The sequence below is a fragment of the Desulfosporosinus sp. SYSU MS00001 genome (assembly GCF_049943955.1).
GTDB lineage: Bacteria > Bacillota > Desulfitobacteriia > Desulfitobacteriales > Desulfitobacteriaceae > Desulfosporosinus.
Genome location: NZ_JBNFTW010000004.1, coordinates 145,539 through 167,735 on the forward strand (window position 1 = coordinate 145,539; position 22,197 = coordinate 167,735).

Here is a 22,197-nt window from a genome sequence, read left to right on the forward strand (position 1 = left end):
CCAAGGATGTCCGGCTTGACATCCTTGGGCTTGCTAGCTAAAATAGATGAATAGGATACGAGAAAGAAAAATGTGACATGGCTTCGGTGTATTCATGTCAATAAGGTCTTTCTGAGGGATAAAGTAAAGCTAGTACATTTGCAGACTAGCTTTATTTATGTGTTTGAGTCGGTCAATTATTTAAGGTCTGAAAGGAAAGGGTAAAGCGCATGACAAAATTTATTTTCGTAACGGGCGGTGTTGTATCATCATTAGGTAAGGGGATTACAGCCGCGTCCCTGGGTTGTCTTTTGAAAAATAGAGGCTTAAAAGTGGCTATTCAGAAGTTTGACCCTTATATCAATATTGACCCTGGAACGATGAGTCCTTATCAACATGGTGAGGTCTTTGTTACGGATGATGGAGCAGAGACGGATTTAGACTTAGGTCATTATGAGCGCTTTATTGATGTGCCGGTATCGAAAAACAGCAATGTTACTACAGGGAAGATTTACTGGTCCGTTCTTCGCAAAGAGCGTAAAGGGGATTATCTGGGAGGAACCGTTCAAGTTATTCCCCATGTCACCAATGAAATTAAAGAACGGGTTTATCGTGTTGCTCGTGAAAGTCATCCTGACTTTGTCATAACTGAAATCGGTGGAACGGTTGGGGATATTGAATCCTTGCCTTTTCTCGAGGCAATCCGTCAGATGAAAAATGATATCGGCCTGGAGAATGTGATATACATACACGTTACTCTAGTCCCTTATTTACCAATGTCGGGCGAATTAAAAACAAAGCCAACTCAACACTCTGTTAAAGAGCTGAGAGGCATAGGGATTCAACCGACGATTATTATTTGCCGGACCGAAAAAGAACTCTCTAAAGAAATGAAAGAAAAGTTGGCCTTACTTTGTGATGTGGAGCAAGAGGGGATTATTCCTTGTGTAGACGCTTCAACGATCTATGAAGTACCTCTGATGCTGCAAAAAGAGGGCCTCGATGATATTGTTCTTCGCCGCTCAGGCATTAAGGCCCCTCCGGCCGATATGACTGCTTGGAAAGAGATGGTCGAAAGGATTAAATCTCCAACCTTAGAGACTGAGATCGCGATTGTAGGCAAATATGTAGAACTGCCGGATGCTTATTTGAGTGTTGCGGAGGCTTTGCGCTCAGCGGGTACGGAGCATGGCGCGAAGGTAAAAATTCGTTGGATTAATTCAGAGAATATCGAAGAAGAATCTGCGGAAAAGTATCTTGAAGGGGTTAATGGTATTCTTGTTCCCGGTGGTTTTGGAAATCGGGGTATTGAGGGAAAAATTGAGGCAATCCGTTATGCCCGAGAACAAAAAATTCCCTTTTTGGGAATATGTTTAGGCATGCAGACGGCTATAATTGAGTTTGCCCGCAATGTTTGCGGAATGACAAATGCCAACAGCACGGAATTTGATACCGATACACCCTATCCCGTTATTGACATTCTGCCTGAGCAAAAGGATGTTGAGGAGAAGGGCGGTACAATGCGGCTGGGAATATCTCCTGCCAAGCTCGTCGAGGGCAGTGAGGCTTTTCGAGCTTATCAAGATCAGGTGATCTATGAAAGGCATCGCCATCGTTATGAGGTTAACAATCAGTTCCGTGGTGAGTTAGAGGCTGCCGGTCTGCGTTTTTCGGGAACGTCCCTCGATGGACGGCTTGTTGAAATAACAGAATTTCCGGATCATCCTTGGTTTGTGGCGTCTCAGTTCCATCCGGAGTTTAAGTCTCGTCCTAATCGGGCTCATCCGCTGTTTAGGGAGTTTATTAGGGCGGCGCTTAAGTAGGGGACTTGTGTCACACAGCGCTCAGTCATACGACGCAGAGCAAACTACCGTTCAAGCTCTTTTCTCTGGGGAGCGGGGTGCCCACCATATGCGCCATCCTTGGCGCAATGGTGGCAGCGCACATCCTTGTGCGCTGCCCCGTATCTGGGGTCGCTTTCACGGAGTTTGCTTTTCTGCTTACGTAAAGACTTCGCGCTTGCGTGACACTGCGTCCTGGTCTCGGGCCGGATTGGGTCGCTCTTTGGAGAGCTTTTAAGTATTTTCTCAGGTGACGATAAGGCTCGACCGTGAGGCTCGGGAGACGGCACATTTCATGTGCGCCGTCTATTTTGGGAAATGGATGAGGGCGCGTGTTAAAGGGACGGTCCTCTTGACACACACTCTTGAAACGCATCCTGTGCGCTGCCCCGTATCTGGGGTTGCTTTCATGGAGTTTGCTTTTCTGCTTATGTAAAGACTTCGCGTTTGTGTGATACTGCGTCCTGGTCTTGGGCCGGATTGGGTTGTTCTTTGGGGGATAACTATGATTTAACTTGGGAGAGTTCTGCTAGGCCTTAAGGGGGATTGCATGGACTCTTCCTGTGTAATAGAGGCTTTTTTGATTAGCTATAGGTAACCCTGGCAAGAATGATTAAAGGGGGGATTGACGAATGGCTTATAAGGCACGCTGGCTTGATCATAGTGAAAAATCCCGCTTTAATATGTTTCTGGCCAAGCACCAAAAAGGACATGTGCTTCAGTCCTGGGAATGGGGAGAGATTAAGAGCCACACAGGATGGCTGCCTTGGAGATTAGTGGTTGAGGAAGATGGAGAACTTGTTGCGGCAGTTTCTATTTTGGAACGTAAGATTCCTGTTTTGGGGATTCCTATTTTTTATGCCTCGCGTGGTCCGGTATTAGACTGGAAGAATACCGCACTTTTTGACGTTGTCTTGGCTGAGATTCGTAAGTTAGCCAAGAAGAGAGGGGCTGTTTTTCTTAAAGTTGATCCAGATATTCCTTCTTCGGAAAAGGAATTAGAGCAATTTTTAGTGGCTCGGGGGTTTAGGTCTGCTGAGACCGGGAAAGGGTTTGAAGGAGTTCAGCCGAAATATGTTTTTCGCTTGGATATTTCCCCTGATGAGGAGGCGTTATTATCTAATATGCATCAGAAAACGCGCTACAATATTCGCCTGGCTCAGAAAAAGGGAGTTCAGATTCGGCGGGGAACACGAGAGGATTTGCCGGAGTTTTATCGTGTTTTAAAAGAAACAACCGAGCGCGACCAATTTTTGGTACGTGCTTATTCTTATTTTAAAGATCTTTATGATTCTTTAGTTCCGGCTGGATTGGGAGAGCTATTTATCGGAGAATTTGAAGGGAAGGTTATTGCCGGAACATTGGCTTTTGTCATTGGGGATAAGGCTTGGTATATCTATGGGGCATCGTCTAACTCCTACCGCAATGTTATGCCTAATTACTTAATTCAATGGGAAATGATTCGCTGGGCAAAATCTTTGGGATGTGCGCTCTATGATTTTCGAGGGGTTCCGGGACACTTGACGGAAGATAATCCGCTCTATGGGCTTTATCGTTTCAAGAAGGGTTTTAATGGTGAGTATACTGAATTTATTGGGGAATGGGACTTGGTTTATCGCCCCTTTGTCTATTTTTTGTGGAATCATTTAGAGCCTATTTATTCTGACGTGGTTAAAGAGATTATTGGCAAGCTGCGGCGAGCGCGGAGGGGATGACGACATGACGGGAACTTGGATCGAGGTCAATCTTGATGCTGTCGTGGCAAATTATCGCGAAATTACCAAACAGCTTCAACCGGGGGCAAAATGTATGGCTGTTGTTAAGGCAGATGCTTATGGCCTGGGTGCGGTGGAGGTGGCCAAAGCCCTAGAACAGGCGGGATGTGAAGCCTTTGCTGTTACGAAAGTTGAAGAAGGATTGATTCTGCGGGAGCAAGGGATTAAGGGAATTATATTAATATTAGGGCCGACGACTAAAGAAGAATGGTATCAGGCTGTTAAAGCGGATTTGCATTTGACCCTTTCGGAAATTTCTTGGATTAATGACTTGAACGAAGTGAGCAGGCAGCTGGAAACGGAGGGCTTTCCGCAGGTTAAGGTTCATCTCAAGTTAGAGACAGGTATGGGGCGAACCGGATTTTGGCCTTCGGAACTGGAACCGTTGGCCAGGGCTTTGCTTGCAGCTTCTCATATCCAGGTCGCTGGCGCCTATACTCATTTTGCCCGGGCCGCGCAAAGGGACAAGCGCTATACTTTGGAACAGTATAATCGCTTTCAGGATTCCTTGGCTCGTCTGAAGGGCTTAGGAATTGACCCGCATTGGCTGCATGTATGTAACAGCGCGGCGTTTTTAGATTACCCTGAGTGGCATCATAATTTCGTGCGTATTGGGACATTATTGGTTGGGCATTATCCTGGGGCAGGTTTTGCCGGGAGCATTAAACTGCAAGATCCTTGGACGGCGAAAAGTCAAATTGTTCAATTACGCAGAGTTCCTAAAGGGACATACGTGGGGTATCAAAGTATTTATCGAACAAAAGCAGAGACGCAGTTAGCTGTCATTCCTGTGGGGTATGCAGATGGCTTTGGAGTGGCCCCTCACTTTGTGCCCCAAGGAATCATTGACTTTTTTAAGATTATTATTAAGAATTTAGCAGCTTTATTTGGCATAACTCTCGGTCAGGAACGGGTGGTGCTGAAAGGTCAGTCTGTGCGTATCGCTGGAAAAATCGGTATGCAGTTGACGGTATTGGACATTGGAAACCTGAAATGTGCTTTAGGTGATGAGGTGGAATTTCCCTTGCGACGTACCTTGGCAAACCCCCGAACCTTGCGAATATATCGACAAGGCGAACAAATATTGTCAAAACGCGTTATAAAAGAAGGAGTTTTACCGCTATATACAGAATATTCCTCCATGACAGAAACTTGACGGGAAAGGGATGTAGCATGTGGCTAAAATTCTTATTGTCGATGATCAGCTCGGGGTCAGGCGACTGCTGTTCGAGACCTTTCGGGAGGATCAACATGAGGTTGAAATGGCTGCAAATGGAGTAGAAGCCCTTCGTTTGTTTGAATCCTTTGGACCTGATCTTATCTTAATGGATATGAAAATGCCCGGGATGAACGGTTTAGAAACATTGGAACAGATACGTGCCTTGAATCGCCAGGTAGGAGTTATTATGATGACAGCCTATGGCGATATCCAAAATATGGAACAGGCAAAGGACTTGGGGATTCTTTGCTATATGGGAAAGCCCTTCGATTTATTTGAATTGAGAGAGCGTGTTCGAGCAATCTTGAAGGCTATATAATTCATGGTATGAGTAAAGCGAAATAGGGATCTTTGTTTGTAATGATTTTCATTTTTAACACTATTTGTTGCATTTTAGGCGGGAGTATGAGTACTCTCGCCTAATACTTTTTATTGAGGCTATGGCAGGAAAATCTTTTTATATGACGAAGTATAAGCTGTAGGAAGAGGTGGGAAATATGATTCTAACGACAAACACGACCATAGCAATTCAATGTCCCCAATGCGGGGAGCTAGAATTTCATGCCCTCTCTCTCTTTGCATTTTCTCAACAAGGACGTAAGAATCTGCATTGTGGTTGTGGCTTACAATTAGTATCCGTTGCCAGCCGGAACCGTCAGCAGTTCAATATCAGTTATGCTTGTGCTTACTGTGGGCAGACCCATTATTTAAGGTTAAATCGGCGTGCCATTTGGGGCAAAGAGGCCCTGCCTCTTACCTGTCCTGCCGTAGAATCTTCCGTAGGATATATTGGTCCCAAGCAGAAAGTTACCCAGGCATGTCATGAACGCGAAAAATCCATTGGGGAATTGGCTGTGGAGCTAGGCTATCAAGAGGAGTTTGAAAACCCGGAAGTAATGCTTCGGATTTTGGATCATCTTCATGCTCTGGCCAAGCAAGGAGATTTGGGCTGCGCTTGCGGCAATCATCAATTATCCTTTGAGTTATTGCCGGATCGAATCGAATTATATTGTGACTGCTGTGAAGCTGTGGGAGTTATTTATGCAGACAGCACGGATAATGTTCGTCAAGTTGAAGGGATAAACTCGATGTATTTAGAAGAAAATAAAACTTGGAGAATTAATAGTCCTTTGCGTGGTCAGCCCCTCTCGAAAACAAATAAGGAGGAGGAAAAATGGCGCTAGTTCCTTGGGCAGTTATGAGATAAGGCGCCTAAAAGTCGTTAACGGCAAAGGGAAAGTTTAACATGGAAAGTAGGCGATGATATGCAATTTTTCTTAGATTCAGCGAATCTTGAAGAGATAAAGAAAGCTTGGGATATGGGTGTGATTGCCGGACTAACCACTAACCCGAGTCTAGTGGCCAAAGAAGGAAAAGATTTTCATGAGCTGCTTAAGACGGTTACGGGAATTATCGATGGCCCCATTAGCGCTGAGGTGATCGCCCTTGATTACGAGGGTATGCTTCGGGAAGCTCGCGATCTCGCAGGAATCCATCCTAATATTGTCGTGAAAATACCTATGACCGAGGAAGGCCTTAAAACGGTTAAAACTCTGAGCTCTGAGAACATTAAAACGAACGTCACACTTATTTTTTCTGCAAACCAGGCTTTATTAGCAGCGAGAGCCGGAGCTGCTTATGTAAGTCCTTTTCTTGGGCGTCTCGATGATATCGGTGAAAACGGGCTTAACTTGGTTGCTGATCTGTGTGAAATATTTCAAGTTCATAATATTGCTGCCAAGGTTATAGCCGCCAGCATTCGTAATCCTGTTCATGTTACTGAAGCGGCAAAGTTAGGTGCTGATTATGCAACTGTGCCTTTTTCCGTTTTGCGGCAACTATTCCGGCATCCCTTGACGGATGCAGGGATTGACAAGTTCCTGGCAGATTGGAAAACGTTAAAATCATAACCCTATGATTGGGATTTATTTGATATTTTTTCAATTACGAATGGTTAACTGGCATCAGCTAATCTGAGAAAGGATTGGCTGATGCCAACATTTTTGTAAAAAACAGGCTTAATCTTCTAGTATGTAGTGGTTGAAAAGCCCCTAAAAGTATGTCACAATAAAACAGAAGAGAAGAAATGTGATACATATTTGGGAGTTTTTGAACGTGTATCAATCCTCGAATGTGAATAACTAAACAGATAATGAGGATAATATAGAAGGGGGTTGTTCTAAATTGGAACGTGAACTAACTATGGAATTTGCTCGGGTAACTGAAGCCGCGGCTCTGGCATCGGCGCGGTGGGTAGGATTAGGAGATAAAGAGGCTGCTGACAACGCAGCTGTTGAAGCGATGCGTGCAGTATTTGACACGATTCATATGGATGGAACGGTGGTCATCGGTGAAGGGGAAATGGATGAGGCCCCTATGCTCTATATTGGAGAGCGAGTGGGTAATGGCGAAAGCCCGGAATTAGATGTTGCCGTAGACCCTTTGGAGGGCACAAATATTGTTGCCAAAGGGATAGCAGGAGCCATTGCTGTTGTGGCTATTGCCAAAAAAGGTTGTTTGTTACATGCACCGGATATGTACATGGACAAAATCGCAGTCGGTCCCGCAGCGGCGGGGAAAATTAATATAGATGCACCTGTAGCGGAGAATGTGTCTAATGTTGCTAAGGCATTGGGCAAAAGTATCTGTGATATGACCGTTGTGATTTTGGATCGTCCCCGCCATCATAAATTGATTCAGGAAGTACGTAATTGCGGTGCAAGAGTTCGTCTTATTACAGATGGAGATGTTTCTCCAGCTGTAGCCTGTGCCTTTGAAGATACGGGAGTGGATATGATGATGGGAGTTGGCGGAGCGCCGGAAGGGGTTCTTGCTGCAGCTGCTCTTCGATGTATGGGGGGAGAAATGCAAGGACGCTTGTGGCCGGAAAATGAAGTAGATGTTGCCCGGGCCCAGGCTTTGGGAATTAAAGATGTCAATAAGTTATTGACCATGGATGATTTAGTAAGCAGTGACGATGTCTTTTTTGCAGCAACGGGAATTACAGAAGGTGCTCTTTTGCGGGGGGTAACCTTTACCTCAAAAGGAGCTTTAACCCATACTGTTGTAATTCGAGGAAAGTCAGGAACTGTTCGCTTTATTGAAGCCCGGCATCGTTTTGATAAGAAGCCGCAATATGCTATGAAAGGTTGTCTTGATGCTCCTGTATAATTAATCTCAATCATGGGTAAGATACCTCGGTGTGTCTGGTAAATAATTGCGCTTCGAGGTGGTTCCGTTTCCATGGATTGTTTTCAAGATGAAGGAAGGCGGCGCATTGCATTAGTTACAGGAAGCGTCGCTTTCTTCATGGGTCTCAGTGGTCTTTTTTTGGAGGCTTCGCCTGTCAATGCTCAGGCATCCTCAGACCATATCGTTTGCTATTCAGTTTTCAGTCTGGAATCCAAGGCGGAGATGAAGGATCTGGCCGAAAGGTATCAGACGACAGTTTCGGCACTAACGAAACAGAATCCTGCTGAATCATCAGGAAACTGCTTGAGTGTAACGTTAAAGGATAATTTTAAGAGTACCAAAAAACTTTCAAGGGGAAAGGACATATCCTATATATGGCCGACATATGGACTGGTAACCTCGGGATATGGTCCTCGCGATGATGGGGATTTTCATCATGGTCTGGATATTGCTGCCTCCATCGGCACTCCTATTAAAGCGGCTGGTTCGGGTGAAGTGATAAGGACAGGTTGGTACGGAGTTTACGGCCTGGTAGTGGTTGTGAAGCATGAAGACGGTGTTGAGACGCTTTATGGACATAACAGTAAAATCTTAGTTAGAACTGGAGATAATGTTCATAAAGGGGAGACTATATCTCTTTCTGGGAACACCGGAAACTCAACAGGGCCTCATCTGCATTTTGAGATTCGGATGGATGGCAAAGCTGTTAATCCCAAAAACTTTTTGCCTTAATTTGACCGGATTAAGTCTCTTAAGGTTTACACAACATTTACGGTAATAAAAGACTGACTTACTAAGATCTTGACCATAGAATAGTTTCTGTGCTAAAATAGTAAGAGTTGACTGGAATCGTGTCATCAACGGGTGCGACAAAAAAGCGCCTCGATCCAAATGGGAAAGAAGGTGAAGACATGAAAGAAAAAATTCACCCGAAATACGAACAAACCACAGTAACATGTGCTTGCGGCGAGGTTATTCATACAGCGAGTACTAAAAAAGATATCAAAGTGGAAATTTGTTCGAAATGCCATCCCTTTTACACCGGGGTACAGCGTTTTGTCGATGCTGGCGGACGGGTTGATCGCTTTAAGAAGAAATATGGGATGTAAACAACGGCCTGCGGTCGTTGCTGAAGGAAGAGCAGAGCGCAAGCTCTGCTCTTTGCGGCATAAGCTCGGCACAAAGCCGAGTTTTCTTTATAGCTTTTGGCATCATGAGGTTGGCACGTGTTGCTTTTGAGAAGCATAATTTATTATGCTCTTAAGAAAAATAAACGTAAGGAGAGCGGTGGATGGATAGACCAGTCCAATATGGCGGTCAGGCCGTCATAGAAGGGGTTATGATGCGCGGTCCGCGGGAAAGTGCTATTGCGGTCAGGCTTCCTAACGGTGAAATTGAGGTAACCTGTATCGAAATCCATCCTTGGGCCAAAAAACCAATTTTGAAATTGCCTTTGATTCGTGGGTTTGTGGCACTGATAGATTCATTAATCGTTGGGACACGGGCCTTAACATTTTCGGCTAATCGTTCGCTTGGAGAAGAAGACGGTGAAGAGAGCGAAGAACTTGGTTTCTGGGAATTGGCTTTGACCATTGGCTTGGCCTTTGGTTTAGGTTTATTGTTTTTTGTTGGCTTGCCGACCGGGGTGGCGCATTTGTTTCAAAAAAGCGTGACGGGGACTCTCTGGCAAAATCTTTTAGAGGGAGCGATACGTTTAACGGTATTTTTTATCTACATTGTGATTATTTCGCGGCTAAAGGATGTTCAGAGGGCTTTCCAGTACCATGGCGCTGAGCATAAGGCTATTTTCACTTATGAAGCTGGAAAAGACTTAACTGTAGAAAATGCACGTTCCTTTTCCAGGCTGCACCCGCGCTGCGGAACGAGTTTTTTGTTAATTGTAGTTGTGGTGAGCATCTTTGTTTTCGCCTTTGTCGGTTTACATCCTTTATGGTGGCGAATTGTATCTCGTGTATTACTGATGCCGTTAGTAGCCGGCCTTGCTTATGAGATCCTGAAATTCTCCGCACGGCATTTGGAATCACCACAGTTTCGCTGGCTTATTGTTCCAGGCTTGTTGCTGCAGAAATTAACAACACGTGAACCGGATGATTCGCAGCTTGAGGTAGCCTTATCTGCCTTGAAGGGTGTTTTGGATTCGGGTCAAGAACTAACCTAATTTTTTGGGGTGTGAATAATGCTAGAGAAACTTTATGAAATAGAACGTAAATATGATGAGCTTACAGAGCTTCTAAGCGATCCTGAGATTATTTCTAATCAGACAGAATGGCAAAAATATGCTAAAACTCAAGCAGGCATGACAAATCTTGTTACAGCTTTTCGAGAGTACCAAGAGGTGACACACCAACTGGAAGAAACAGAGAAGCTTCTGCAAGAAAAGCTTGATCCAGAAATGATGGAGATGGCTGAACAAGAGCGGGACGACTTGGCAAGCCGGTCTCAGAATCTTGAGGAGTCTATGAAAATCTTACTTCTACCCAAAGACCCTAATGATGAAAAAAATGTCATCATGGAAATTCGGGCAGGAGCTGGCGGCGAAGAGGCAGCTCTGTTTGCGGGGGATCTCTATAAGATGTATACTCGTTATGCTGAGGAACAGGGCTGGAGGACAGAAGTCCTGAGTGCCAGTTACACCGATATTGGCGGATATAAAGAAATAATTTTCATTATTGAAGGTTATGGGGCCTACAGTAAGCTGAAGTTTGAAAGTGGTGTCCATCGGGTTCAACGGATTCCAACGACAGAATCAGGGGGGAGAATTCATACCTCAACGGCAACTGTTGCAGTCTTGCCTGAAGCGGAGGAAGTGGAAGTTTCCATTAATCCCAATGATTTGAGAATAGATATTTTCTGTTCGAGCGGGCCGGGGGGCCAATGTGTAAATACTACCCAATCAGCTGTAAGAATTACGCATTTGCCGACAGGAATAATTGCAACGTGTCAGGATGAGAAATCTCAACTCAAAAACAAAGAGAAAGCTTTGCGTGTTTTGCGTGCTCGTATTTTAGAAAAAGCTCAAGAAGAGGCTATAGGCGAACAAGCTTCCGAACGCCGAAGTCAAGTTGGTACGGGGGACCGGAGTGAGCGTATACGGACCTATAATTTTCCTCAGGGACGGGTAACTGACCATCGTATAGGACTAACACTTCATCGTCTCGAGACTATTCTGGCGGGAGACATGGAAGAAATTATTCAAGCCTTAATCACGTCGGATCAAGCTGAGCGGTTGAAGAACGAGATAGCTTAGGAGACATTGAATCAGGAGGTTAATTTGGCTTTGAACGTACTGGAAGGGATGCGCTGGGGTGAGGCGCAGCTTCTGGATAAGAAGATTGATAACGCCCGCTTTGATGCAGATAGGCTGCTTGCCGAAATTCTCAAAGTTTCAAGAGACAAACTTTATTTTGAGAGGGATCGGGAATTAAGCAGTGACGAAGAAAATGCTTTTAAACAATGGGTTGTTCGACGTTCAGAGCATGAGCCACTTCAGTATATTCTAAAATCCCAGGAGTTTATGGGGCTTCCTTTTTATGTCGATGAGCGGGTGCTTATCCCCCGTTCAGATAGTGAGACATTAGTTGAGACCTGGCTGGAATTCGTTCGTCAGGAAGAAAAGCAAGGGCGAGAGAGGATAAAGGTGGCCGATCTCTGTACGGGAAGTGGAGCCCTTGCCATTTCCATGGCCTATTATTATCCAAAGGCTGAAGTTGTGGGCTCTGATCTTTCCTCAGACGCTCTCGAGGTGGCTCGCATGAATGCAGGCAATTTAGGAGTCCCGGTGAACTGGCGGGAAGGCGATTTCGCAGCTTCCATTAGGGGGGAATGTTGGGATTGGATTATCTCTAATCCTCCCTATGTGGCTATGGCTGACTACGTTCAGTGTGCTCCTGAGATATTTTGTGAGCCTTCCATGGCTTTTTTAGGCGGACAAGATGGTTTGGATTTTTATCGCCGACTGGCGGAAGAGGCGAGAACGCTCTTAAAGCCGGAAGGAAAAATTCTATTGGAAATTGGTTGGGATCAAGGAGAAGTCGTTTGCGGTATTTTCCAAAAGAAGGGTTTTATGACTCAAGTGTTCCCGGATTTGGCAGGCCGAGACCGGGTGATCTTAGCGAGGTGAGCATCGGTGCAGACAAAACGAGTATATATTGATGGAGTATCTCCGGAACCTGAATTAATTTCTGAAGGGGCGAATTGGCTTCGTGCAGGAGAACTTGTGGCATTTCCGACAGAAACGGTTTATGGCTTGGGGGCTAATGCCCTTAGCGCTTCCGCCTGTGCTAAAATTTTTGCAGCCAAAGGCAGACCCCAGGACAATCCTCTGATTGTCCATGTTTGTAATCGGGCCATGGCCGACAGGTATGTGGACGGGTGGACAGCCGAAGCGGAACAATGTGCTCATCATTTTTGGCCTGGACCATTAACGTTGGTACTAAAAAAGAAGCCGCTGATACCGGATAACGTCACGGCTGGATTGCCTAACATAGCTCTCAGGATGCCGAGCCATCCTGTTGCCTTGCGTTTAATCGAAGAATCAGGTCTTCCTATCGCGGCACCAAGCGCCAATCTATCGGGAAAGCCTAGTCCCACTAACGGCAGCCATGTATGGCGTGATATGAAGGGGAAAATTCCCTTGATTCTTGATGCCGGGGCATGTCCAGTGGGGCTGGAATCAACGGTACTTGATTTGAGCGGGAAGGTGCCTACGATTTTGCGCCCGGGCGGAATCACCAAGGAAAAATTAGAAGAAATTCTGGGAGAGGTTCAGATCGATGTTCCCCATGAGAACCAAGCTCCTAAAGCGCCGGGAATGAAGTATCGTCACTATGCTCCTCAGGGTGAAATGATTTTATTGGTGGGTTCTTCACAACGCGTTGTACAGCGCATGGGATTGGAAATCCAGCGTGGCCACGCGCGGTTAAAAAAGGTTGGGATTCTTTGCACTCTAGAAAGTGCTCCGTTTTTACACCACCTTCTTCCGGATCTTCTTTTTGTATTAGGCTCCCAAAATCGGCCTGAAGAAATTGCTGCGAGCTTGTTTGAAGGACTCCGGGTTTGTGATGAAAGAGGCATGGATTTAATTTTAGCAGAAGGAATCGAAGAGGCTGGTTTAGGAAGTGCAATTATGAACCGCTTGCAGAAAGCGGCCGGGCAAAGAGTAGAATTTATATAGGGTTTAACCTCGCGTCTAAGAGACCCTTCCCTGCGCATATACATAGGGAGAACGGAGGGAAGGGTATTGAATTTAGCGTGGGTTGTTGCCGTAGCAATTGCTTTAGGCACAGATGCATTCTCCTTATCATTGGCGATTGGCTTGTCCGGAATTAGGAAAGGCTTAATGTTGAAATTTATCTTAGTCGTAGCAGCTTTCCATGTGCTGATGCCTTTAGGCGGAATGGTCTTAGGTCAGGCTTTAGGAGCTATTTTAGGACAATTGGCAAGTTGGATTGGGGCTTTGATATTGATAGGTTTGGGGGGGCATATATTTTACAAAGTATACCATCCGACGACAGAACGATTTTCCTTTGCGGAGGCTAAGACAGCCTTGCTGCAGAAAAAGCTGTTTATGGACATTTCCTATAAGGGATGGGGCCTCTATGTGTTGGCGGCTAGTGTCAGCCTGGATGCTTTGAGCGTAGGCTTTTCTCTGGGGACTTTTGGCTTCAATATCTTGATCAGCGTTATGGCAATGGGGGTTATTGCAGGCTTCATGACAGGAATGGGTTTGCTCTTAGGACGCGTAATTGGTACACGTTTGGGTGATAAGGCAGAATTATTAGGTGGCGTCGCTTTGTTTTTAATTGGCCTGAAATTACTATTCTGATGGGGTGTAGTTATGGCGTTAAAACTGCTGTTTATATGCACGGGTAATACCTGCCGAAGTCCGATGGCAGAAAGGCTTGCCCGGCAGCTTTTTGGCAAAGAGGTTCAAGTCACTTCGGCAGGTATAGAAGCTTGGGAAGGTGAGAAGGCAAGCCTTCAGGCCTTGGAAGTTCTTAAAGAAAAGAATTTGGATCTTTCCGATCACCGGGCAAGGAGAATCAGCACAGAACTAATGAGCGAGGCGGATTGGATTATTCCAATGACACAGGCTCAGGAAGAACGTCTCAAATATCGTTTTCCCGAATTCGCCTCTAAAATTCGCTGTTTAGGCGGATGGGGAGAGCGGGGACGAGATATTCGCGATCCTTGGATGGGTTCAGTTGACGAGTATCGTCAGACAGCTTCAGAAATTGAGGAGTTATTGCATTATCTCAAAGAACATCTTGCTGAGGATATTGAGAAATGACAGATAAGGCATAAGATGAAATGAAGATGATTACACTAGCGACGTTGTCGCTAATTTTTTTGGGATTGCCAAGTTTTCATTGTTTGCAGGGATTTTGTAAGTATTTGTAGAACTGAATGATTACATAGAAATGGAGGAATTAAAGTGAGAGTTGTTCTTGGAGCAGACCACGGTGGATACGAACTCAAGGAGGCCATTCGCGGGCATTTAGAGTCACAAGGATATAAGGTTCTCGATGTAGGAACTCATTCGACAGATTCAGTAGATTATCCTATGTATGGTTTTGCAGTAGGTAATGCCATTCTAAAGGGTGAAGCTGATTTGGGGATTGCTGTGTGTGGCACGGGACAAGGAATATCGATAGCCGCTAATAAACTTCCGGGAATTCGCTCTGCCGTATGTACGGAAACCTTTTCGGCAAGGATGGCTCGAGAACATAATAACGCCAATGTTTTAGCTTTAGGCGGCAGAGTTGTGGGTATAGGACTGGCCCTTGACATCGTCGATATCTTTCTGAAAACGGAGTTTTCAGGGGGGAGACATGAACGGCGGATAAATTTGATTACTGACTTTGAACTTGGTAAGAACGTCTGACATTAGTCCGTGGAAGGAGGGGCCTCGTACGTGGAAAACGATGCTTCGCAAAAACTTCAAGAATTAAAGCAAGAGTGGGAAGGAATTCTTGACGGCTTCTTCCAGCAGGTGACGCTGCGTTCTCAGCAGATTTTTGTCCTTGGATGCAGCACCAGTGAGGTCGTTGGACATCGAATAGGGCAAGGAAGCAGTTTAGATGTTGCTGAGATATTATTGCCGTCCTTGTTGAAAAGAGTTCGACAAAAAGGAATTTATTTGGCTGTTCAGGGATGTGAACATATTAACCGTGCTTTAGTTGTCGAAGAGGATTGCGCAGAACATTATGGCTTAGAGATCGTTACAGTACTTCCTGCGCTCCATGCCGGAGGAGCTATGACTGTTAAAGCCTGGGATTCGTTCACGTCGCCGGTCATGGTTGAAACTATTCAAGGCCATGCCGGGATAGATGTTGGAGATACGTTCATCGGCATGCACCTGCGCCCGGTCGTTATTCCTGTCCGCATTCACGTTAAAGAATTAGGTGAAGCTCATCTTACCCTGGCCCGTACTCGCCCGCGCCTTATCGGGGGGCCAAGGGCCAGATACGAATAATTTTAGAGTGAGTTGAGAAGAAGAAAAGAAATTCAGACTCAAACTACAGAATAGGAGCGAATAACATGGATTATATCAATCAATGGGTTAAACCACAGGATCCGGAAGTCGCTGAAGCGATGGAACAAGAGGAAAATCGACAAAGGCAGACCATTGAACTTATTGCTTCTGAGAACTTTGTAAGCAGAGCTGTCTTAGCGGCTCAAGGCTCAGTCTTAACCAACAAATATGCCGAGGGTTATCCGGGTAAACGCTACTATGGGGGATGCGAATACGTCGATGTGGCAGAAAATTTGGCTCGGGAACGGATTAAAAAAATCTTTGGAGCCGAACATGCCAATGTTCAGCCACATTCAGGATCTCAAGCTAATATGGCAGTATATTTCGCCATGTTAAAACCCGGAGACACTGTGTTGGGAATGAATTTATCTCATGGAGGGCATTTAACCCACGGCAGTCAAGTGAATATCTCCGGAACTTATTTTAACTTTGTCTCTTATGGAGTCGATAAGGAAACAGAACGCATTGATTATGAAATGGTGCGCAAATTGGCACTTGAGCATAAGCCAAAATTAATCGTCGCCGGAGCCAGTGCTTATCCACGGATAATTGATTTTGCTAAAATGCGGGAAATAGCTGATGAAGCAAATTCTTTATTTATGGTTGATATGGCACATTTCGCCGGTTTAGTGGCGGCGGGTCTTCATCCATCTCCAGTCCCCTATGCTCACTTTGTAACTTCAACAACACATAAGACGTTAAGGGGACCGCGGGGAGGATTAATACTCTGTAAGCAAGAATATGCCCAGGCAATTGACAAAGCCATCTTCCCAGGGATTCAGGGAGGACCTCTGATGCATGTCATCGCTGCCAAAGCGGTTGCCTTTGGCGAAGCGCTGCAGCCGGAATTTAAAGAGTATCAAAAACGAATTGTGGAAAATGCCCAAGCACTGGCTCAGAGCCTCCTAGAAAAAGGGTTCCGGCTCGTTTCCGGAGGAACGGACAATCATCTTATGCTTGTGGATGTAAAGCCGAAAGGGCTGACAGGAAAAGAAGCCGAACATATTCTCCACGAAGTCGGTATTACTGTCAATAAAAACACTATTCCTTTTGAAACGGAAAGCCCTTTTGTTACCAGCGGCATTCGTATTGGAACGCCTGCTGTTACTACTCGTGGGATGAATCCTCAGGCTATGGCGCAAATTGCCGAAGCAATTGACCTTGCCTTGACCTCTCACCATGAACCTGATAAACTAGCGAAGGCGCGGGGAATTGTCAGCGCACTATGTGCTGAATATCCCCTATACGCTAATTTAAATTAGGAGTTGAGACCAGAATATGGCAAAACTTCAAGTTCTTGACCACCCTCTCATTCAACATAAGCTATCCTTGATTCGCGATGAAAAAACAGGTTCCAAAGAATTTCGGGAGCTTGTAGAGGAAGTCGCAATGTTGATGGCTTATGAGGTAACCCGGGATTTTCCCCTTCAAGAAGTCGAAGTTCAAACCCCGGTAGGTTTGGCTAGAACCAAAGTAATTGCTGGTCGAAAAGTTGGGTTAGTTCCTATTCTTCGAGCGGGGTTAGGTATGGTTGACGGCATGCTGCGGCTGATTCCTGCGGCAAAAGTTGGACATGTGGGCTTGTATCGTGATCCGGAGACTCTCTCTCCGGTAGAGTATTATTGCAAACTTCCCAGCGATATTGCCGAGCGGGATCTGATAGTTATTGATCCCATGCTGGCAACAGGAGGCTCAGCCTCTGCTGCCATTACATTTTTAAAAGATCGTGGAGCTAAAAACATAAAATTAATGTGTCTCATTGCAGCACCGGAAGGAATAAAAGCTGTACAAAGCGCACATGCTGATGTTGATATTTTTGTTGCCGCTGTTGATGAGCGCCTAAACGATCATGGCTATATAATCCCGGGGCTCGGTGATGCCGGGGACCGCTTGTTTGGGACAAAATGATGAAGCGGGAAAAACGCCCAAGTTGGGATAGTTATTTCATGCAGTTGGCACATGTTGTAGCAGGTCGTTCTACCTGTCTGCGACGTCAAGTTGGAGCTGTAATTGTTAAGGATAAACAAATCTTAACGACAGGCTATAATGGGAGTCCTTCGGGACTCCAACATTGTGAACAAATTGGGTGCCTACGGCAGAGCTTAGGCGTTCCTTCAGGGGAGCGCCACGAGATCTGCCGTGCTGTGCATGCAGAACAAAATGCTTTAGTACAGGCAGCCAAGCATGGAGTGGCGATATCAGGGGCGGACCTTTATGTGACCCATCAACCCTGTGTACTCTGCATGAAGTTGCTTATTAATGTCGGGATTATACGTATTTTCTATCATTATCCCTATCCGGATCAACTGTCCCTGGACATGGCTGAAGAAGCAGGACTTCAGTTGATTCACGTTGAGGAAGACATCCCAAAATTGTGATAGTTTGGTCACCTCTCCATATCAATTGAGAGGTGACTCAATCGAAGGGAGTAAGCCTGTGATCAGACAAAAAAAAGTGATGGTGGTGTTCGGTACTCGCCCAGAGGCAATTAAGATGGCCCCTGTCATCCAAGCCCTTAGGCAGCAAGAATCAATTCACTGTCAGATCACCGTGACGGCCCAGCATCGCGAAATGTTAGATCAGGTTCTGGAATTGTTCAAGTTAACTCCTGATTTTGATCTTAATCTTATGAAACAAGGTCAAACTCTGACAGATATAACAACACGCGCTCTTAATGGACTCCGGGAAGTATTCCAACAGGAATCACCTGATCTTGTACTGGTTCACGGAGATACAACGACCACCTTTGTAGCTGCTCTGGCAGCCTTCTATGCCCAAATACCTATCGGGCATGTTGAAGCGGGATTGCGTACGGGGAATAAATATTCTCCCTATCCTGAAGAAATGAATCGCAGACTGGCTGGAGTCCTGACAGATTTGCATTTTGCCCCCACGGAAAGAGCAAGAGAAAATCTCCTGCGCGAAGGGGTTGCCCCGGAAAATGTATTTGTTACAGGCAATACTGTGATTGATGCCTTACTGGCGACGGTGAAAGCTGATTATTCTTTTCTGGAACCCGAAATCCAAGCTATTCTTAAACAAGGTAATGCATCTCGTATGATTTTGGTCACCACTCATCGCCGGGAAAATCTTGGGGAACCGATGCGGCAAATATACCAGGCCCTAAGCAAGATGTTGGAACTATTCCCGGATACTTATGTGGTATTTCCGGTTCATAAGAATCCAAAGGTTCGCAATGTTGTCGAAGAAGTCCTAGGAAAACACCCTCGCGTCTTTCTTATTGAACCAATGGATTACGAACCATTTGTAAATCTGATGGCACGGGCGTATTTAATATTGACAGATTCTGGAGGGATTCAAGAGGAAGCCCCTTCTCTCGGTAAGCCTGTGTTAGTAGTCAGAGATACGACAGAAAGGCCTGAGGCAGTGGAGGCTAGGACAGTTTCCCTTGTTGGGACGGAGTATGACTGTGTGTTAGCGGAGCTTAGACGCTTGCTGCATGATGACGATGCCTACCAAAAGATGGCAATGGCGAGTAATCCATATGGAGATGGCCATGCCGCCGAACGAATAGCGCAAATTATCATTAAAAATTGAATTCGGCAATAGAAATATACTATGTATAAAAAAGCACAAAGTTATGGTATAGTATGTTACAATAGGATTTAGAAATAACGGATAAAGGGAAAACGTAAAATAAAAATACAGAAGATATTATTAAAAATAATCTTTTGAATACTCTTTCTATCGAGGATGAAAAGGAAGGATTTTTACATTCGTTTCGCGAAAGTTTTTACTAGCACATAGCAAAGGACGAGGAATATGGCGAGTAGTCTTAAGGGATGGCAAAAGGCACTAGCGATAGGTTCAAGTATTGCGTCCATATTGGCAGGACTCGTCGGTGGGGGATTTTTTTTGGGACGATATTTGGATGCTCGTTGGGGAACGCAGCCTGTATTCACCATTGGCCTGATGCTGGCTGGGCTGGCATTAGGAGCGAGCTATCTCGTAATTACTTTAAAAGAGTGGATAGCCGATGAGAAGTAGCCGCGTTGCCTTCTGGGGCGTAACAGCATGTTTATTGCTGGGATTTGCAGTTACAGATTATCAAGGTTTTTTGGGAAGTTTAGTAGGGTATTGGACCGGTTTTGGTTATACTAGTTGGGTCCACCGTGATACGCTAATCAGTTCAGAGCTGGATATACATAACGCAATAAGACACATGCGACGAAACTTTTTTTCCCGGTTAGGAGTAGTTACCTTAATTGTCGCCGCAGTGGGACGTTTTCAAAGAAGCTGGCTTCCTAGTTTAGCGATAGGGATTGCTGTGGGGTTGATAATTTCTTTTATCACCGTTGCAATACAAAGAAATCATTTAGAAAGGGGGGAGGAAAAGAATGGCTGACGAAACCGTATTATGGCACTTGGGAAACATGACCTTTCACGCAAGAACATTAATTAATACTTGGCTGGTAATGGCTGCTATTTTAATATTTTGCTTAATAGGGGTTCGTAATTTAACAAGCGGCAAGCCGGGTAAAATGCAGAACGTCATGGAATGGATTGTCGACTTTGTTAAAACCCTGGTATCTGATAATATGAACTACGAACAAGGACGCCCACTCTTAGGTTATTTATTGACGTTGATAATGTTTGTTTTCTTTTCTAATATGGTCAGTGTGATCCCAAACCTAACATTTGGCCTTTTCGAGAATTTTCACATAGACTTTGCCCATTTGAATGAAATTTTTGCGCGTCAAGAGTATTTTTCAGCTGCACCCACTTCAGATATTAATGTTACCATGGCTTTAGCATTATTAACAATTATCTTGGTAGTAAGCCTGGGAATTAAAACTAAAGGGGCGCATTATTTCCATCACTTTGTAGAACCTAATCCGGTATTTGCGATTATTCACCTTATTGACTTATTGGCTAAGCCATTGACGCTCGCCTTTCGTCTATTTGGAAATATCTTTGCCGGTGAGATTCTCGTCAAGGTTATTTGGATGCTACCAGGAATTAGTGTTCTTCCGGGAGTATTGCCGCAAGTTGTTTGGCTGGCCTTTAGTATCTTTATCGGTGCCATCCAAGCATACGTATTCACGGTGCTGACTACCGCGTATATATCGCAGGCGGTTACGCCCTCCGAGCACTAATTTAACCGTTTTTGTCACCATTCTTGGGTCAGTTTTCAGTGAAGTTTTGAAGTTCACTGAGGGAATAATTTTTACTAATCATTGGAAATTATGAAGGGAGGAAATTTAATGGAAGCGCATGCTGCAGCTGCACTCGGTGCAGGAATCGCTGCTGGATTAGCGGCCTTTGGAGCATCACTCGGTAATGGTAATGTTATTAGCAAAACGATTGAGGGTATCGCCCGTCAACCAGAGGCTAAAGCAACATTACAATCAACCATGTTTATCGGTGTAGGCTTGGTTGAGGCTCTGCCACTCCTTAGCTGGGTCGTTGGACTGTTGTTGATGTTTACAGTGAAGTAGGTTCGTATGATGGGCTAAACGGATTGCGCCTATCTTAATCAAGGGGGGACGTAAGTTCCCCCTTGAAAAAAATCATCCCGACGACAATCAGACTCGAGAGGGGGGTAGACCATTGGGTGGGAATCCTATTCAATTTGACTGGACATTAGTGGCTACAATTATATCATTCCTGCTGCTCGTTTGGCTGCTGAAGGCGAAAGCATGGGGCCCGTTAATGAAAGTAATGGAAGAACGGCGGACTCATATTGAATCAATGCTTTCCCAGGCAGAAAATGAACGAATACAGGCTGAACAAATAAAACGTGAATACCAAGAAGAAATGCGTAAAGCTCGTCAGGAAGCTCAAGAGGTGATCGCCAAGGCCACAAAGGTGAGTGAACAACGTGCCGCTGAAATCTTGGCTGAATCCCACGAAGAAGCTGAAAAAATCAAGAAATCTGCCCTTGTAGATATTGAAAGAGAACGGGATCGCGCAATTTCAGAAGTTAAGGCACAAGTTGCAGATCTGTCAGTTCTAGTGGCCGAAAAGATTATTCGCCAAAAGCTTGATCTGAAAGGCCAAGGGAATCTCATTGAACAATTCATTCAAGAAGTAGGGGAAATGCAATGATAAATGGATCACTTGCTCGCAGATACTCTCAGGCCTTGTTTGAAATTGCCTCGGAGACATCCCTTGAGTTAATTGATGCCGACTTGCGTGAACTTACTCAATTAGTTGAGGAAAATGATGAGGTCAAAAAAGTTTTGCTCCACCCACATATTTCGCTAAGCGAAAAGAAGTCGGTGATGGCAAAAATACTTAGAGATGACTTCAGTGAAACTGTCCGTCATTTTCTTTACCTGTTGATTGACCGCAAAAGAGAAAATCTCTTGCCGTTCATTCAACGTGAGTTTACCCGGTTGGCGGATGAGGCACGAAAAGTTGTGGAAGCAAAAGTGGCTAGCGCCATTGCCTTAAGCGCTTCTCAACTCGACGATCTCAAAAAGGCTATAGGCCGTATGACGGGGAAAGATGTCCGTCTAATCAGCGAAGTACGAGAAGAACTCATTGGGGGAGTTCTTATTCAAATCGGAGATCGCGTGATGGATGGAACCATTGCCCACGCTTTGGCAAAAATGCGTGAGGATTTACGTAAAAGCACAGATAAACCTCAGGAAGTAGGGGTGAAATAAAAGG

General features: G+C 45.1%; 27 protein-coding genes. All 27 read left to right on the forward strand.

Translation table 11 applies throughout. The annotated features are described in order from the left end of the window. Nucleotides 1-209 precede the first annotated feature (209 nt). The 27 genes from ACPUYX_RS09385 (at nt 210) to ACPUYX_RS09515 (ending at nt 22,193) form a co-directional block, all read left to right on the forward strand. A complete protein-coding gene (locus ACPUYX_RS09385; protein ID WP_426379409.1) occupies nt 210-1,802 on the forward strand; it encodes a CTP synthase in 1,593 nt (530 codons plus the stop codon). Nucleotides 1,803-2,452: 650 nt separating this feature from the next. Beyond that, nucleotides 2,453-3,535 carry a lipid II:glycine glycyltransferase FemX gene (locus ACPUYX_RS09390; RefSeq protein WP_426379410.1) on the forward strand — a complete coding sequence of 361 codons (1,083 nt, stop codon included), beginning with the start codon at nt 2,453-2,455 and terminating at the stop codon, nt 3,533-3,535. Between the two features lie 4 nt (nt 3,536-3,539). Then, a complete protein-coding gene (gene alr, locus ACPUYX_RS09395) occupies nt 3,540-4,751 on the forward strand; it encodes an alanine racemase (RefSeq protein WP_426379411.1) in 1,212 nt (403 codons plus the stop codon). A 19-nt stretch (nt 4,752-4,770) separates the two neighbouring features. Then, complete coding sequence (locus ACPUYX_RS09400) at nt 4,771-5,133, forward strand: response regulator (protein ID WP_088227191.1); 363 nt, start codon at nt 4,771-4,773, stop codon at nt 5,131-5,133. 178 nt (nt 5,134-5,311) lie between these two features. Beyond that, entirely contained in the window at nt 5,312-5,998 is a 687-nt protein-coding gene (locus ACPUYX_RS09405) for a hypothetical protein (RefSeq protein WP_426379412.1), read from the forward strand. An 81-nt stretch (nt 5,999-6,079) separates the two neighbouring features. After that, nucleotides 6,080-6,724 (forward strand): fructose-6-phosphate aldolase, encoded by a 645-nt coding sequence (gene fsa, locus ACPUYX_RS09410; protein ID WP_088227189.1) that lies wholly within the window; start codon nt 6,080-6,082, stop codon nt 6,722-6,724. A 274-nt stretch (nt 6,725-6,998) separates the two neighbouring features. Further along, on the forward strand, nt 6,999-7,985 hold the full coding sequence (glpX, locus tag ACPUYX_RS09415) for a class II fructose-bisphosphatase (RefSeq protein WP_426379413.1): 987 nt from the start codon (nt 6,999-7,001) through the stop codon (nt 7,983-7,985). A gap of 72 nt (nt 7,986-8,057) precedes the next feature. Next, complete coding sequence (locus ACPUYX_RS09420; protein ID WP_426379414.1) at nt 8,058-8,738, forward strand: M23 family metallopeptidase; 681 nt, start codon at nt 8,058-8,060, stop codon at nt 8,736-8,738. Between the two features lie 179 nt (nt 8,739-8,917). Then, entirely contained in the window at nt 8,918-9,115 is a 198-nt protein-coding gene (gene rpmE / locus ACPUYX_RS09425; RefSeq protein ID WP_014829461.1) for a 50S ribosomal protein L31, read from the forward strand. Between the two features lie 182 nt (nt 9,116-9,297). Continuing rightward, nucleotides 9,298-10,185, forward strand: coding sequence for a DUF1385 domain-containing protein (locus ACPUYX_RS09430; RefSeq protein WP_426379415.1), 888 nt, complete (start codon nt 9,298-9,300; stop codon nt 10,183-10,185). Nucleotides 10,186-10,203: 18 nt separating this feature from the next. Continuing rightward, entirely contained in the window at nt 10,204-11,274 is a 1,071-nt protein-coding gene (prfA, locus tag ACPUYX_RS09435; protein ID WP_426379416.1) for a peptide chain release factor 1, read from the forward strand. A 30-nt stretch (nt 11,275-11,304) separates the two neighbouring features. Further along, complete coding sequence (prmC, locus tag ACPUYX_RS09440; RefSeq protein ID WP_426379417.1) at nt 11,305-12,147, forward strand: peptide chain release factor N(5)-glutamine methyltransferase; 843 nt, start codon at nt 11,305-11,307, stop codon at nt 12,145-12,147. A gap of 6 nt (nt 12,148-12,153) precedes the next feature. Then, entirely contained in the window at nt 12,154-13,200 is a 1,047-nt protein-coding gene (locus ACPUYX_RS09445; RefSeq protein WP_426379418.1) for an L-threonylcarbamoyladenylate synthase, read from the forward strand. A gap of 66 nt (nt 13,201-13,266) precedes the next feature. Further along, on the forward strand, nt 13,267-13,851 hold the full coding sequence (locus tag ACPUYX_RS09450) for a manganese efflux pump MntP family protein (protein WP_426379419.1): 585 nt from the start codon (nt 13,267-13,269) through the stop codon (nt 13,849-13,851). A gap of 12 nt (nt 13,852-13,863) precedes the next feature. After that, on the forward strand, nt 13,864-14,316 hold the full coding sequence (locus ACPUYX_RS09455) for a low molecular weight protein arginine phosphatase (protein WP_426379420.1): 453 nt from the start codon (nt 13,864-13,866) through the stop codon (nt 14,314-14,316). A gap of 144 nt (nt 14,317-14,460) precedes the next feature. Then, a complete protein-coding gene (gene rpiB / locus ACPUYX_RS09460; RefSeq protein ID WP_426379421.1) occupies nt 14,461-14,910 on the forward strand; it encodes a ribose 5-phosphate isomerase B in 450 nt (149 codons plus the stop codon). Nucleotides 14,911-14,940: 30 nt separating this feature from the next. Further along, nucleotides 14,941-15,501 carry a TIGR01440 family protein gene (locus ACPUYX_RS09465; protein WP_426379422.1) on the forward strand — a complete coding sequence of 187 codons (561 nt, stop codon included), beginning with the start codon at nt 14,941-14,943 and terminating at the stop codon, nt 15,499-15,501. A gap of 65 nt (nt 15,502-15,566) precedes the next feature. Continuing rightward, nucleotides 15,567-16,823 carry a serine hydroxymethyltransferase gene (gene glyA / locus ACPUYX_RS09470; RefSeq protein WP_426379423.1) on the forward strand — a complete coding sequence of 419 codons (1,257 nt, stop codon included), beginning with the start codon at nt 15,567-15,569 and terminating at the stop codon, nt 16,821-16,823. A gap of 16 nt (nt 16,824-16,839) precedes the next feature. Further along, nucleotides 16,840-17,469, forward strand: coding sequence for a uracil phosphoribosyltransferase (gene upp, locus ACPUYX_RS09475; RefSeq protein WP_088188717.1), 630 nt, complete (start codon nt 16,840-16,842; stop codon nt 17,467-17,469). After that, nucleotides 17,469-17,939, forward strand: a complete 471-nt coding sequence (locus tag ACPUYX_RS09480) for a deoxycytidylate deaminase (RefSeq protein WP_426379611.1) — start codon at nt 17,469-17,471, stop codon at nt 17,937-17,939. The genes upp and ACPUYX_RS09480 overlap by 1 nt, the downstream gene beginning before the upstream one ends. A 58-nt stretch (nt 17,940-17,997) precedes the next feature. After that, the gene (wecB, locus tag ACPUYX_RS09485; RefSeq protein ID WP_426379424.1) at nt 17,998-19,119 is read left to right on the forward strand and encodes a non-hydrolyzing UDP-N-acetylglucosamine 2-epimerase; all 1,122 of its coding nucleotides are present in this window, start codon (nt 17,998-18,000) and stop codon (nt 19,117-19,119) included. 225 nt (nt 19,120-19,344) lie between these two features. Further along, a complete protein-coding gene (locus ACPUYX_RS09490; RefSeq protein WP_426379425.1) occupies nt 19,345-19,569 on the forward strand; it encodes an AtpZ/AtpI family protein in 225 nt (74 codons plus the stop codon). After that, nucleotides 19,559-19,927, forward strand: a complete 369-nt coding sequence (locus ACPUYX_RS09495) for a hypothetical protein (RefSeq protein WP_426379426.1) — start codon at nt 19,559-19,561, stop codon at nt 19,925-19,927. Before ACPUYX_RS09490 ends, ACPUYX_RS09495 begins: the two co-directional genes overlap by 11 nt. Further along, nucleotides 19,920-20,678 (forward strand): F0F1 ATP synthase subunit A, encoded by a 759-nt coding sequence (gene atpB / locus ACPUYX_RS09500; protein WP_088227175.1) that lies wholly within the window; start codon nt 19,920-19,922, stop codon nt 20,676-20,678. The genes ACPUYX_RS09495 and atpB overlap by 8 nt, the downstream gene beginning before the upstream one ends. 108 nt (nt 20,679-20,786) lie before the next feature. Next, the gene (gene atpE / locus ACPUYX_RS09505; protein WP_047808904.1) at nt 20,787-21,020 is read left to right on the forward strand and encodes a F0F1 ATP synthase subunit C; all 234 of its coding nucleotides are present in this window, start codon (nt 20,787-20,789) and stop codon (nt 21,018-21,020) included. Nucleotides 21,021-21,132: 112 nt separating this feature from the next. After that, nucleotides 21,133-21,630, forward strand: a complete 498-nt coding sequence (atpF, locus tag ACPUYX_RS09510; protein ID WP_426379427.1) for a F0F1 ATP synthase subunit B — start codon at nt 21,133-21,135, stop codon at nt 21,628-21,630. Next, nucleotides 21,627-22,193, forward strand: a complete 567-nt coding sequence (locus tag ACPUYX_RS09515; RefSeq protein WP_426379428.1) for a F0F1 ATP synthase subunit delta — start codon at nt 21,627-21,629, stop codon at nt 22,191-22,193. Before atpF ends, ACPUYX_RS09515 begins: the two co-directional genes overlap by 4 nt. Nucleotides 22,194-22,197: the final 4 nt, after the last annotated feature.

What these genes read in the sequence shown, in the direction of transcription:
- ACPUYX_RS09385 (WP_426379409.1), top strand. Translation starts at nt 210, where the DNA reads ATGACAAAATTTATTTTCGTAACGGGCGGTGTTGTATCATCATTAGGT.
- ACPUYX_RS09390 (WP_426379410.1), top strand. Translation starts at nt 2,453, where the DNA reads ATGGCTTATAAGGCACGCTGGCTTGATCATAGTGAAAAATCCCGCTTT.
- alr (WP_426379411.1), top strand. Translation starts at nt 3,540, where the DNA reads ATGACGGGAACTTGGATCGAGGTCAATCTTGATGCTGTCGTGGCAAAT.
- ACPUYX_RS09405 (WP_426379412.1), top strand. Translation starts at nt 5,312, where the DNA reads ATGATTCTAACGACAAACACGACCATAGCAATTCAATGTCCCCAATGC.
- fsa (WP_088227189.1), top strand. Translation starts at nt 6,080, where the DNA reads ATGCAATTTTTCTTAGATTCAGCGAATCTTGAAGAGATAAAGAAAGCT.
- ACPUYX_RS09420 (WP_426379414.1), top strand. Translation starts at nt 8,058, where the DNA reads ATGGATTGTTTTCAAGATGAAGGAAGGCGGCGCATTGCATTAGTTACA.
- rpmE (WP_014829461.1), top strand. Translation starts at nt 8,918, where the DNA reads ATGAAAGAAAAAATTCACCCGAAATACGAACAAACCACAGTAACATGT.
- ACPUYX_RS09430 (WP_426379415.1), top strand. Translation starts at nt 9,298, where the DNA reads ATGGATAGACCAGTCCAATATGGCGGTCAGGCCGTCATAGAAGGGGTT.
- prfA (WP_426379416.1), top strand. Translation starts at nt 10,204, where the DNA reads ATGCTAGAGAAACTTTATGAAATAGAACGTAAATATGATGAGCTTACA.
- ACPUYX_RS09455 (WP_426379420.1), top strand. Translation starts at nt 13,864, where the DNA reads ATGGCGTTAAAACTGCTGTTTATATGCACGGGTAATACCTGCCGAAGT.
- glyA (WP_426379423.1), top strand. Translation starts at nt 15,567, where the DNA reads ATGGATTATATCAATCAATGGGTTAAACCACAGGATCCGGAAGTCGCT.
- upp (WP_088188717.1), top strand. Translation starts at nt 16,840, where the DNA reads ATGGCAAAACTTCAAGTTCTTGACCACCCTCTCATTCAACATAAGCTA.
- ACPUYX_RS09480 (WP_426379611.1), top strand. Translation starts at nt 17,469, where the DNA reads ATGAAGCGGGAAAAACGCCCAAGTTGGGATAGTTATTTCATGCAGTTG.
- ACPUYX_RS09490 (WP_426379425.1), top strand. Translation starts at nt 19,345, where the DNA reads ATGGCGAGTAGTCTTAAGGGATGGCAAAAGGCACTAGCGATAGGTTCA.
- ACPUYX_RS09495 (WP_426379426.1), top strand. Translation starts at nt 19,559, where the DNA reads ATGAGAAGTAGCCGCGTTGCCTTCTGGGGCGTAACAGCATGTTTATTG.
- atpB (WP_088227175.1), top strand. Translation starts at nt 19,920, where the DNA reads ATGGCTGACGAAACCGTATTATGGCACTTGGGAAACATGACCTTTCAC.
- atpE (WP_047808904.1), top strand. Translation starts at nt 20,787, where the DNA reads ATGGAAGCGCATGCTGCAGCTGCACTCGGTGCAGGAATCGCTGCTGGA.
- ACPUYX_RS09515 (WP_426379428.1), top strand. Translation starts at nt 21,627, where the DNA reads ATGATAAATGGATCACTTGCTCGCAGATACTCTCAGGCCTTGTTTGAA.